Annotated in this window: 15 protein-coding genes and 4 tRNA genes; 15 read left to right on the forward strand and 4 right to left on the reverse strand. The window is 49.6% G+C overall.

Features of this window, described 5'->3' with window-relative positions; genetic code table 11:
* The first annotated feature begins 2 nt into the window (after positions 1-2).
* From L1N85_RS04950 to L1N85_RS04970, 5 genes are all read left to right on the forward strand, one after another.
* Entirely contained in the window at positions 3-923 is a 921-nt protein-coding gene (locus tag L1N85_RS04950) for an ABC transporter ATP-binding protein (RefSeq protein ID WP_235235516.1), read from the forward strand.
* Positions 916-1,707, forward strand: coding sequence for an ABC transporter permease (locus L1N85_RS04955; RefSeq protein WP_235235518.1), 792 nt, complete (start codon positions 916-918; stop codon positions 1,705-1,707). The genes L1N85_RS04950 and L1N85_RS04955 overlap by 8 nt, the downstream gene beginning before the upstream one ends.
* A 181-nt stretch (positions 1,708-1,888) precedes the next feature.
* Entirely contained in the window at positions 1,889-3,319 is a 1,431-nt protein-coding gene (gene cls, locus L1N85_RS04960; protein ID WP_235235520.1) for a cardiolipin synthase, read from the forward strand.
* A gap of 94 nt (positions 3,320-3,413) precedes the next feature.
* Complete coding sequence (locus L1N85_RS04965; protein WP_235235522.1) at positions 3,414-3,596, forward strand: hypothetical protein; 183 nt, start codon at positions 3,414-3,416, stop codon at positions 3,594-3,596.
* 16 nt (positions 3,597-3,612) lie between these two features.
* Positions 3,613-3,798 (forward strand): H-type small acid-soluble spore protein, encoded by a 186-nt coding sequence (locus tag L1N85_RS04970; protein ID WP_235235524.1) that lies wholly within the window; start codon positions 3,613-3,615, stop codon positions 3,796-3,798.
* A 140-nt stretch (positions 3,799-3,938) separates the two neighbouring features.
* On the opposite strand, the gene L1N85_RS04975 is transcribed toward L1N85_RS04970, so the two are convergent.
* Positions 3,939-4,250 carry a dehydrogenase gene (locus tag L1N85_RS04975; RefSeq protein WP_235235526.1) on the reverse strand — a complete coding sequence of 104 codons (312 nt, stop codon included), beginning with the start codon at positions 4,248-4,250 and terminating at the stop codon, positions 3,939-3,941.
* 74 nt (positions 4,251-4,324) lie between these two features.
* Positions 4,325-4,771, reverse strand: coding sequence for a cupredoxin domain-containing protein (locus L1N85_RS04980; protein WP_235235528.1), 447 nt, complete (start codon positions 4,769-4,771; stop codon positions 4,325-4,327).
* A gap of 144 nt (positions 4,772-4,915) precedes the next feature.
* On the opposite strand from L1N85_RS04980, the gene L1N85_RS04985 reads away from it, so the two are divergent.
* From L1N85_RS04985 to L1N85_RS05005, 5 genes are all read left to right on the forward strand, one after another.
* On the forward strand, positions 4,916-5,524 hold the full coding sequence (locus tag L1N85_RS04985; RefSeq protein WP_235235530.1) for a DedA family protein: 609 nt from the start codon (positions 4,916-4,918) through the stop codon (positions 5,522-5,524).
* A gap of 70 nt (positions 5,525-5,594) precedes the next feature.
* Positions 5,595-6,161 (forward strand): thioredoxin family protein, encoded by a 567-nt coding sequence (locus tag L1N85_RS04990; RefSeq protein WP_235235531.1) that lies wholly within the window; start codon positions 5,595-5,597, stop codon positions 6,159-6,161.
* 7 nt (positions 6,162-6,168) lie between these two features.
* Entirely contained in the window at positions 6,169-6,834 is a 666-nt protein-coding gene (locus L1N85_RS04995; RefSeq protein WP_235235533.1) for an MBL fold metallo-hydrolase, read from the forward strand.
* A 21-nt stretch (positions 6,835-6,855) separates the two neighbouring features.
* Positions 6,856-9,114 carry a Tex family protein gene (locus tag L1N85_RS05000; RefSeq protein WP_328285152.1) on the forward strand — a complete coding sequence of 753 codons (2,259 nt, stop codon included), beginning with the start codon at positions 6,856-6,858 and terminating at the stop codon, positions 9,112-9,114.
* 199 nt (positions 9,115-9,313) lie between these two features.
* A complete protein-coding gene (locus L1N85_RS05005) occupies positions 9,314-9,988 on the forward strand; it encodes a nitroreductase family protein (protein ID WP_235235535.1) in 675 nt (224 codons plus the stop codon).
* A gap of 76 nt (positions 9,989-10,064) precedes the next feature.
* Here the strand turns inward: L1N85_RS05005 and cmpA are convergent, their stop codons facing one another.
* Together cmpA and L1N85_RS05015 are read right to left on the reverse strand one after the other, a co-directional pair.
* Positions 10,065-10,208 (reverse strand): cortex morphogenetic protein CmpA, encoded by a 144-nt coding sequence (gene cmpA / locus L1N85_RS05010; RefSeq protein WP_235235558.1) that lies wholly within the window; start codon positions 10,206-10,208, stop codon positions 10,065-10,067.
* A 78-nt stretch (positions 10,209-10,286) separates the two neighbouring features.
* Positions 10,287-10,649 carry a hydrolase/acyltransferase gene (locus L1N85_RS05015; RefSeq protein WP_235235537.1) on the reverse strand — a complete coding sequence of 121 codons (363 nt, stop codon included), beginning with the start codon at positions 10,647-10,649 and terminating at the stop codon, positions 10,287-10,289.
* A gap of 126 nt (positions 10,650-10,775) precedes the next feature.
* On the opposite strand from L1N85_RS05015, the gene L1N85_RS05020 reads away from it, so the two are divergent.
* The 5 genes from L1N85_RS05020 to L1N85_RS05040 all read left to right on the forward strand — a co-directional run bounded on the left by L1N85_RS05020 (position 10,776) and on the right by L1N85_RS05040 (position 11,637).
* A complete protein-coding gene (locus L1N85_RS05020; protein WP_235235539.1) occupies positions 10,776-11,252 on the forward strand; it encodes a SprT family protein in 477 nt (158 codons plus the stop codon).
* Positions 11,253-11,282: 30 nt separating this feature from the next.
* Positions 11,283-11,358, forward strand: a tRNA-Asn gene (locus L1N85_RS05025).
* A 6-nt stretch (positions 11,359-11,364) separates the two neighbouring features.
* Positions 11,365-11,452: transfer RNA gene (locus tag L1N85_RS05030), tRNA-Ser, on the forward strand.
* A gap of 20 nt (positions 11,453-11,472) precedes the next feature.
* A tRNA-Glu gene (locus L1N85_RS05035) sits at positions 11,473-11,547 on the forward strand.
* A 13-nt stretch (positions 11,548-11,560) separates the two neighbouring features.
* Positions 11,561-11,637, forward strand: a tRNA-Met gene (locus tag L1N85_RS05040).
* Positions 11,638-11,688 lie beyond the last annotated feature (51 nt).

The raw sequence follows: 11,688 nt of genomic DNA on the forward strand, positions 1-11,688 counted from the left end.
AGATGGAGAAACCCATTGTTAGATTGCAAAATGTAACGAAACGAATTGGCAGACGCACGATAATCGATAAGCTGACGCTGGATTTGCCGCTTGGAGAAGTATTTGGGTTCCTCGGTCCGAACGGTGCGGGCAAAACTACTACGATTAGGATGATGGTTGGTTTAATGTCATTGACGGAAGGCGAAATTTTCATTAACGGACATAGCATAACGAAGGACTACGAGAAGGCGATCCGTCATGTTGGAGCGATTGTAGAAAATCCTGAAATGTACAAATACTTAAGCGGTTATGATAACTTAATTCATTATGCAAGAATGATTCCGGGAATAACGGAGCACCGGGTTCATGAGGTAGTGAAGCTGGTAGGGCTTGAGGGGCGTATTCGCGATAAAGTGAAAACCTATTCTCTTGGTATGCGCCAGCGGTTAGGAGTGGCGCAGGCTATTCTACATAAACCTCAGCTTCTCATTCTGGATGAACCTACGAACGGTCTTGACCCCGCAGGCATTCGCGAGCTTCGCGATTATTTACGCAAGCTGTCCAAAGACGAGGGAATTGCCGTATTCGTATCCAGCCATTTGCTCTCCGAGATGGAACTGATGTGCGACCGCGTCGCGATCATACAGAACGGTAGGCTAATCGATGTAAGAACCATCGGGGGATCGGAAACGGCAGCCGTGGCAGCCCGCGTATTTATCGAGGTTGATCGTCCGCAAGGAGCGATCGAGGCTCTGCTCGCAACAGGCCGTTCTTCGATTTTTGAGGGTGAGCAGGCCATAGCGGTAGAGGCAGACCGTGATGAAACGGCGGCTATAAATGCAGTCCTCGTTGCAGCTGGCATCAAGGTATACGGCATTCGTGCACATGTGAAGTCTCTTGAGGATCAGTTTTTGGAAGTGACGGGAGGGGAACGCATTGGGTGATTTTTTACAGCTGGTCAAAAATGAAAATATGAAAATTTATCGCCGTCCCCGGACATGGGTAATGACGGGCATTCTGATCGGACTGGTGCTTGCTATCTCGATCATGTGGTTAACGTTCGGCGGAAGAGATGCTTCGATGTGGGACGTTGCTTTTATCGAGGCTTCTGTGTTATTTCTGCTTGTTACTATATTTACGGTTGTGATAGCTGCCGGCGGCGTAGCGGAGGAGTTTACGTCCGGTACGATTAAACTCTTGCTTATCCGTCCCTGGTCGCGTTCAAAGATATTATTGTCCAAATACGTTGCGATTATGATGTTCGCTATCCTGCTTGCCGTACTTCTATTCGCAAGCACGATCTTTGTCAACTGGGTCGCTTTTGGGATCAATGCTGATCCCGAAGTGGTACCGAATACAATTCCGAACGGCGATTCGCCCGTATCCTACTTGATGCAGTATTACGCGCTGACGCTAGTTTCCCTAGTCGTTACGGTAACGCTGGCCTTCATGTTGTCGACTGTATTCCGGAGCGGCGGTCTAGCGATAGGGATGTCGTTGTTTTTGCTGTTAGGAGTTAACAGCTTTATTTTGCTTATTGCCATGCTTGACTACAAATGGATTGATTATTTATTGTTCATCCACTTGAACTTGACGCAATATTTGGATGGAAATCCGATGCGTGAAGGCATGACATTAGGATTCTCACTGGGCGTGCTTGGCGTATACTATATCTTGTTTATTGCATTGACCTGGTACATATTCAATAAGCGGGATGTTGCATCCTAACGATCATATACATGAAAATAAGCTGTTCCCTGCCGCTCTTCATTTTAATTAGTGAGCGTGCATGGAACGGCTTTTTTATTCGCCTTGCCCAGATTTAGCGACCGTATACGATATGGAATTTGGCTCACACTAAAGAAACCTGCCGGCGGCTCCAATCGTCAGGGATACGAGGTGAATGGACATGTGTACATGGCTTATATGGCTGGCGGCTGGACTTCTTATTTATATTACCCAATTAGCGGGCATTCTGCTGCTGGAGCATCGCCGCCCCGCACAAATGACGGCGTGGCTTTTTATTTCCTTTCTCTTCCCGATTATTGGGTTTATGGCGTATATCATGCTCGGAAGGAAGTTCACGAGAAGCCGGAGACTCGATTCATATAAGCTGGAGACCATGGAGTTTGCTTGTCAAATGTCAGAAACCGTGGATGCCGTACAGGATGTCGGCAATAAGCAGCTCGAGCAGCAGGAGAGGCTGTTTGCGATGCTTACGGGACTCGCGCCCTTCCCTATAACAAGCAGGAATAAAACGACGGTACTCACTAATGGACAATCGACCTTTGATTCCATATTGGAGCAACTGGAGAAGGCACGCCACCATATTCATATGGATTATTATACGATTCGGGATGACCATATAGGCAGGCGGTTCTTGAAGGTGCTTGTGCGCAAAGCGAAAGAGGGCGCTCAGGTTCGGGTTTTGTATGATGGAATTGGCAGCCTTCATATCAGCGACTCCTATATTTGTGAGCTGCGTGCGGCCGGCGTGGAGACGTGTTGCTTCCTGTCTCCGCGGATCGCGTTTTACGACAGGAAGCTGAACTACCGGAATCATCGTAAAATCGTCGTGGTGGATGGGATTGTAGGCTTCGTCGGGGGAATTAACATTGGAGACGAGTACTTGGGAAAGGAACCCAGGCTTGGCTTTTGGCGGGATACGCATATGCGTCTTGAGGGTGACTCGGTTTATTTTTTACAGGAGCTCTTTTTGAAGGATTGGGCCTTCGCGGCTAAAGAAAAGCTGGATGAGCATATGTATATGCCCAAGCATCGATGCGAGGGGGCCGAGCGTGTTCAGATGGTATCTAGCAAGCCTGGACATAATGATCAGACAATCAAGGAAATCATGTTCGCGGCAATGACGGCGGCCAAATCCCGTATTTACTTGACGACTCCCTATTTCATTCCGGACCCCAGTCTGCTGATGGTGCTGAGAACGGCGGCGCTTAGCGGAGTTGACGTCAAGCTGATTATTCCCGGCATAGCCGATTCCAAGCTCGTGCTGCTCGCTTCCTTATCCTATATACAGGATATGCTGGACGCGGGGGTGCGGGTGTATCGTTATGAGAAGGGGTTTGTTCACGCTAAGGTCATGATCGTCGATCAAATGCTGGCAACTGTCGGAACCGCAAACGTCGACATGCGCAGTTTGTACAGCAACTTCGAAATTAATGCGGTTCTCTTCGATGAAGGAACCATTAAAAGGCTGGAGAACGATTTTATCGAGGATCTCCATCATTGCCGGGAGCTGGATTTGCAACAGTTCAAGGACAGGCCATGGCGGCAAAAGGCGGCGGAATCCATCCTCCATATGTTATCACCGCTGCTATGAGCCGTGCATGGCGGACAGCTTTTTCGGGCATATTTTTCGTGATGGCTAATGACAAGCCGTTTAAGTAAATTTGTTCAAATAGGAGGAGCAACCAGTGACCGATGCATTAGAGCAAGAAAAGCTGTCCTCGGCAGAGCCGCAGCATGAAGGCCGGGACGATTACTTTATGGACATCGACAGAATGGTGAACGAAGGCTTGGGCGGCGGCAATGTGACTTTGCAAAACGGCCTTATTGACGAATCGACCACAGACACGATGGAACGCGAATCGAAGTAATAGGAGGAGCAGCAGTATGGATACAGCTCGCGCGATGCAAATTTATAACTCGGAACAGACCTTTGCCGTTCATCTGGATGAGGACTCGGTATGGATTGAGAATGTAGATGAAACGAACGGCATGGCGACGGTTACGGTTGGGAACAACCCCGTGAATACGAAAACCGTTTCCTGCGACCGGTTGAGAGAAATCAGCAAGTGATTTCTTGATGTAGGTAAAGTCTACACGCCGTTTTTCTAGAGATAAGGAATAGGAGATGTCAAAAAAGCGGTGAAGCTGAATGGCTGCCTCACCGCTTTTTTTCGTTTTTTTCATCGCTTACTGCTTATATTCTTATGCGATCAACCGCCATACGCGTCACGGAAGGCCGTGCAAAGCTTCACCCGGTCAACCTGCCACAGCTCGGCAATGTCGGCGCTGACGTTCTCATCCCACCAGTCAGCCTGCACCTTACGGTTGCTCTGGTTCTCGACGATCCAGGTCAGGTTCAGAACCACCTTTTTGAAATAAAGCTCCTCGGCTTGATCCATCTTGTCCTTCGATACCCATACCTTCATCCGCTTGACGGTGCGGTAGAGCTCATTGCTGCAGGCTCTGCGTATTTTGCGCGCGGTCGGATAGCCGGCGGTATGCTTTTGCGCGTTAGCTTTCATGGGAACCGACTCCTCTCTACCCCATATGTATGCGCCCGGGGCAGAGGAGGTCACTCGATTAGCTCTCATAACGATTATTGCACGACGATGTATCCGACCATCGGTCCGCCATGGCGCATGTCGGTGTGGGTCAAGCACAGAATCGGGTATGTGCCTTCCTTCTCCGGGGTAAACCGGACGACCGTAGTTTTACCTTTCGTTACTTCGCCGCGAATGCCAAGGCCTTCTATCACAAAAGGATGACTATTACCGTTTACGCCGCTGATATGCAGCTCGGTAGCTTCGCCTTTGCTTACGAATAGGGTACCCGGGTGCCAGGTGTATACCTCAATTTCTTTGCCATCGGCGGTTTGCGTTTTAAATTCGCCGGTTACGAGCTGGAAGACGCGTGGCTCGCCTGCTTGTCCGCTAACCGGTCGCGACTGATTCCAGCTTAAGTAAACGCCGGTCAAAATAATTAATACCGCGACCACGATAAACAATTGAATTTGCCTCTTGCTTACAATAAATACTTTGGACATGGAGATCACCTCACTTATTCGTATCATTTATGGCTAGTCTATGCATAGGCTTATCAGCGCATGACAAAAGTGGAAGGCTGTCCGATACCTATGTTAGAATAGCTTCAGTGCAATTATGAATGATTAATTTCTTTGGAGGTCGGTATGGAAAACTGGATTACGGATTTTATGGAGCAATACGGTTACTTCGGCATTTTATTAATGATCGCGCTTGAAAATTTATTCCCGCCCATTCCATCGGAAGTGATTCTTACCTTCGGGGGCTTTATGACGACGTATACCAGCTTGACGCCGCTTGGCGTCATCGTGATGGCTACTTTGGGATCCGTTATCGGAGCCATTATTTTGTATTATGTTGGCCGGTTGCTTGGCGTAGAACGATTAGAGAAAATCGTCGACAAATATGGGCGCGTACTGCGAGTCAAGAAGGAAGATATTCGGAAAGCGGATGCTTGGTTCGAAAAATACGGCTATTGGGCTGTATTGCTTTGCAGAATGATCCCGTTAATTCGCAGCTTGATCTCCTTGCCCGCAGGCATGGCGAACATGAAATTTGCACCTTTTTTACTGTTTACCATCATTGGAACGCTTATATGGAATACGATTCTGGTATACGTAGGCGCAGCAGTAGGGGATAACTGGCATGATATCGTTTCTTTTATGGATGTTTATGCCAATATTGCTTATGCAATCATAGCCGTTGCCATTATCATTGTTTTGATCTTGTATATTCGCAGAGCCAAAAAGTTTTAAGTATAATGAAGAGTGCGGATACGTTCTGTTTCATAAGCATCAGCAAATAAAAAAAGAAAGAGGGATTGCAATGAACAAAAGCGTAGCAAATAAGCTTGGCAAAGGAATCAGCCCGCAGCAATTCATAGACGGAATGACAAAAAATAAAGAGTCATTTATCGAATGGTCGGTAAAGTTTGTTTGGACGGACGAAAGCGACAAGAATTTTTTTGAATCGCTTAATAACCGTGACGACCTTCGGTGCTTGATTTTGATGGCTGACTGGTGCGGCGATGTCGTGCGCAATATTCCGGTCGTGTTCCGTGCGCTTGAGAACAGCGGCATTCCAACCGAAGTGCTTATCATGGAAGAACACCTCGATACGATGGAGCAATTTCTGACGATGGGCGGCCGCGCAGTTCCGATCGTTATTATTGCGGATACGGGCGGAGCCGTACTTGGACAATGGGGACCTCGTCCAAGTCATGTGCAGGAGGCGATGACGGCGTTCAAGCTGGAAAATCCGGATCGCGAAGCAGCCGATTATCAAGAGAAGCTTGCGGTAACACGCCAGGAGATGGGACGCCGATACGGAGAGGGCACCGGCTACCAATCCGTAATCGTGAAAGAGCTTCGGACCTTGCTGGAGTCCTTCTAACCGGATTATGACGACAAATTTGCAGATTGAAACATTTACATTAGGCCCCTTGCAGACGAACGCTTATTTCATCTCAGTGACGGAGCCGGCCTCATCCGAAGGTGAGCGCATGCGGGAGCGGGCAATCGTCATCGATCCAGGCATGAATCCCAAGCGGCTGCTTGAAAGGCTGCAAGGCGTGAAGGTGGAAGCGATTTTGCTGACGCATGCCCATTTCGACCATATGGGCGGCGTCGACGAGGTGCGCAAAGCGGCGGATTGTCCTGTCTACATACATGATTTGGAGGCGGATTGGCTTACCGACCCGCGCAAGAACGGCTCGATGCGGTGGCAGGACGTAACGCCGCCGCTATCTACCGATCCAGCCGAATACGCGCTCGCGGAAGGACAATCCTTGAAGCTGCTGGGATTGGCCTTTCAGGTGATGCACACGCCGGGTCATTCCCCCGGCAGCGTGAGCTTCTTGTACGGCAACCACTTGTTCTCGGGCGACGTGTTGTTCAAATTGTCGGTAGGCCGAACCGATCTTCCGGGCGGCCGCGAGCGGGATTTGTATGACTCCATACGTACGAAGTTGTACAAGCTAAACCCGGATGTCATTGTATATCCCGGACATGGAGGACGAACGACGATTGGTTACGAGATGGCGAACAACCCTTATACACGAGCATGAACAGAGGATGGTGCATGACGTTTGGCGGAGACGAAAGTACAGAAATACGCAGAGGAAGCAGAAGAGTCAGCCGGCAAATCGAAGCTGACGGCGGAACAGAAAACGGCCGAAAGCGAACGAATTGTGAAGGGCATTGCCGCACAGCTGTCAATTGCCGTAACGAAGGTTAAATCGGCAGTCGGACTGCTGGATGAAGGGAATACGATTCCGTTTATCGCCCGGTACCGGAAGGAAATGACCGGCGAGCTTGACGAAAATGACCTGAGATCGATTGAAGAGAAGTTGCAGTATATGCGAAATCTCGAAGAACGCAAGCGCGAGGTTATTCGGCTCATTGATGAGCAGGGAAAATTAACCGACGGGCTGCAGGTAGCCATCAATCAGTCCGTAAAGCTGCAGGAGGTCGAGGATCTTTATCGTCCTTACCGGCAAAAACGCAAAACCCGCGCCAGCGTCGCGAAGGAAAGAGGCTTGGAGCCGCTGGCCAATTGGTTGTGGTCGCAGCCCCGTCAAGGCGAGCCGCTCTCTGAAGCGGCTCGTTATATCGATGCGGATAAAGGTGTTTCGTCAGCAGAGGATGCGCTGCAAGGGGCTATGGACATTTTAGCCGAAAATATAGCGGACGATGCCGCCATCCGCGCATGGGTACGTAAATTTACGTTTGACCAGTCGATGCTGAAGACGGAAGCCAAAAACGCGGCCGAGGAATCGGTATATGAAATGTACTACAGCTATCAGGAGCCTGTCCGCAAGCTGCCGCCGCATCGCGTATTGGCGATTAACCGCGCGGAACGCGAGGATGTGCTGCGGGTTACTTTCGATGTGCCGACCGATCGGATTCATGAGCATATTCAACGCAAGCTGCTTAGGAACGGAACTGATCAGTCTATTCGCGATGTATTGACGGCAGTCATAGAGGACTCTTATAAACGTTTAGTTTCTCCATCTATTGAACGCGAGGTGCGTAGCGAATTGACGGAGAAGGCTGAGGAGCATGCCATTTCTATATTCTCGGAAAACCTGCGCAATCTGCTGCTTCAGCCGCCTGTTCGCGGCAATATCGTGCTGGGGGTAGATCCCGCGTTCCGAACCGGCTGCAAGCTTGCCGTAATTGATGACACAGGCAAGCTGCTCGAGGTTGCTGTGTCATACCCAACGCCTCCGAACAACAAAGTTGCTGAAGCCGAGAAGCTTATAAACGGTTTAATCGATAAGTATATGGTTGAATTGATCGTGATCGGAAACGGTACAGCATCGCGCGAGACGGAGCAGTTTATTGCGAACCTCATAAACAAGCGTAAAACGGCTTCTGCCGGAGGGACGGAGCTGAAGTATATAATCGTCAACGAAGCGGGGGCAAGCGTCTATTCGGCCTCCAAGCTCGCTCAGGAGGAGTTTCCTGCGCTTGACGTTGCCGAGCGCAGCGCCGTATCCATTGCGCGAAGGCTGCAGGACCCGCTGGCTGAGCTTGTCAAGATTGAGCCGAAGGCGATTGGCGTTGGCCAATATCAGCATGACGTAAGCCAGAAGCGGCTTGACGAAACGCTTGGCGGTGTGGTCGAATCGGCCGTTAACCATGTCGGCGTCGATGTGAACACCGCTTCCGCATCACTGCTTTCGTACGTCGCGGGAATTAACGCTACGATTGCGAAGAACATCGTGAAGTACCGCGAGGAGAACGGACGGTTCGCGAAGCGGACGCAGCTTCAGAAGGTTCCGCGCCTAGGCGCGAAATCGTATGAACAATGCATCGGATTTCTTCGCATCCCGGAAGCGGGCAATCCGTTAGACCGAACACCGATCCATCCGGAATCCTACGATGTCGTAGACAAGCTGTTTAACGAGCTAAAGCTTGAGCTGGGGCAGCTTGGCTCGGAGGAGTTGAAGGCGAGGCTGGCTGAGGTAGACCCCGTGACAGTCGCTCCAGCGCTTGGCGTAGGCGTTCCGACGCTGCGGGATATCATGGACAGTTTGCTCAAGCCAGGCAGAGATCCGCGCGAGGAGCTGCCGCCCCCGATCTTCCACACGGACGTACTCAATATGGAGGACTTGACGCCGGGGATGGAGCTTCAGGGAACGGTACGCAACGTAATCGACTTCGGAGCTTTTATAGATATCGGCATCAAGAATGACGGACTCGTTCATATCTCGCAAATGAGCGACAAGTTCGTGAAGCGTCCTATGGATGTCGTGTCGGTTGGCGATACGGTAACGGTATGGGTACTTAGCGTCGATCAGAAGAAAGGCCGTGTAGGCTTGACCATGCGAAAGCCGAATTAACCATATTCACATAAGGGCTGTCCCAAAGTTATGATTGATGACTTTGGAACAGCCCTATTTAGTGGTGTCGTGCTAAGCGAGGAGTTTATAAAGTTAATAATATAAAGTAAGTTAATTGACAAACTGAATCAGCAGCTTTATACTGTATTCATAAAAGGTACAGTTAAGAAAACAGTGAATTCCTTAGGAGGGAACTATTATGACACAAACGCAAATAGATTCACAAGTACAGGTACAAACGAAAGAGCAACCCGATATTTCATTTTTTGATGTGCTGAAAGACCGCCGCTCCGTGCGCAAGTACGACAGCAGCGCCGTTATTTCTCAGGAGGAGATCAGGGAGATTTTGGAGATTTCAACCAAAGCGCCTTCATCCTCCAATATGCAGCCATGGCGTTTTCTTGTCGTAACGGATCCGGAGCTGAAGCAGAAGCTGCAGCCTATCGCTTTCAATCAGCAGCAGGTGGCGGAAGCATCGGCGGTCGTTATCGTGCTTGGCGATTTGGAAATGTACAACTTGTCCGATAAGATTTATGGAGCTTCAGTGGAGGCAGGCTATATGACTGAGGAAGCAGCGAACAACTTTATCGCCAATTCGACGAAAATGTACTCGTCCCTGCCTGCGGAGAGACTAAAGGAAATAGTCGTATTCGACACGGGGCTGGTCGCGATGCAGATTATGCTGACGGCGCGCGCCAAGGGCTATGACACTGTTCCGATGGGCGGCTACAACCGTGATCAGTTGAAGGAGCTGTTTAACATTTCGGATCGTTATTTGCCGACGCTCATGCTCCCGATCGGCAAGGCGGCGGCTGAAGGATATCCAACGAGTCGTTTATCGATTGAAGATGTAGCTTTTTTTAATGTTTTTTAAAAGATTCGAATAAATAATAAACCGGCACTGCCGCATGCGGAGGCCGGTTTTTGCTATTCAATCGTATGAGAAGCAATCAATGAAATTCGGTGACGTTGATTTGCTCCTTCGGACCTTGCTTGTTACGGTAAAAATACCAGCAATCGTTAAGCAGTTTGATTTGCCGGCGGTCTTTCTTCTGAAATGCGCGCATCAGTTGATTGCACAGCCACTGCGGCATACGCATCGTCCTCCTCCCGGGCCTAACTTGTTGTAATATTACAATATGGGGAAGGACGAATGTCCGTGCAGGTCCAACCTAATTGATCCGGTCTTCTTCGTACTCTTCGTACCACTGCTCAAGCTGAGCCTGCAGCGCTCTAATTTCCGTTAGAAGCGAGATTAGCGGATAGGATTTCTCCTGCACGCCGGCAAAATCCTGCTCGAGGCTGTTAATGTAATCGAGTCCGGAAACGATGGAGATCGATGAATCGTGTAGCTCGACATCGTTGCATTCCGCGACTGCGTAAGGCAAACTTGGGACATGCTCGGCCGTCAATTTATCGATTTCTTTATGAAGGCGCAGATTAAGCGCGCTTAGCTGGTAAGCGTGTGAACCGGGCATTTCGACGAAAAGGATGCTGTCATTCTTTTTCATTAATACATAGCGCATAGTTGCCATAATCGGTATTGGTCTCCCCTCGGTTTGGTACCGTACTTCTATTGTAGAAAAGCCTATTTATAATTCCTACTTGACAGTGTAGCCTATCGAGGCTTTAAAATTCAAGTAGTTGGGGGAGAATAAATAATGAACAACGAAGCACTGCAGCAATGGGTTGAGCAGGTATCGGTCTCGTCCTTCGGGCGTCCTTTCCTGCATCAAGCGACCTTTAACAGCCGGCTGAAGGCAACGGGAGGCCGTTACTTTACACGTTCGCACAACATCGAGATCAGCCCGCATCAGTTGGCGGCATTCGGCTGTGAGGAAACGGAAAAAATCATTAAGCATGAGCTGTGCCATTATCATTTGCACATCATGAATCGCGGATATCGGCATCGCGATGCCGATTTCAAAAATTTGCTTGCCCATGTTGGCGGCGCCCGCTATTGCGGTACGCTACCCGAGCGCGCCCAACGAAAAGCGATGCCGTTCCGTTACAAGTTAGTATGCGGCAAATGCGGCATGGAATATTTGCGAAAACGGAAGCTGGACCCTGCAAAATATGCGTGCGGCAAATGTCGCGGAAAACTAAAGCTAAAAATGCTTGACAATAAAATCGAATAATGATACATTATTAAATGTCACTTTTACTTTTCCCTGATAGCTCAGTTGGTAGAGCACTCGACTGTTAATCGAGTTGTCACAGGTTCGAGTCCTGTTCGGGGAGCCAAAGTTTGGAGAGATACCCAAGTGGCTCAAGGGGACCCTCTGCTAAGGGGTTAGACTGCGTAAGTGGTGCGAGGGTTCGAATCCCTCTCTCTCCGTTCGAAATACACATAAGTACGGCCCGTTGGTCAAGGGGTTAAGACACCTCCCTTTCACGGAGGTAACAGGGGTTCGAATCCCCTACGGGTCACCATTATTTTTAACGACGCGGGGTGGAGCAGCCCGGTAGCTCGTCGGGCTCATAACCCGAAGGCCGCAGGTTCAAATCCTGCCCCCGCAACCAAAACACCTTCATGGTGAATGTAATTAATATGCCGTTGTAGCTCAACTGGTA

Source organism: Paenibacillus alkaliterrae (assembly GCF_021532375.1).
GTDB classification, from domain to species: Bacteria; Bacillota; Bacilli; order Paenibacillales; family Paenibacillaceae; genus Pristimantibacillus; species Pristimantibacillus alkaliterrae.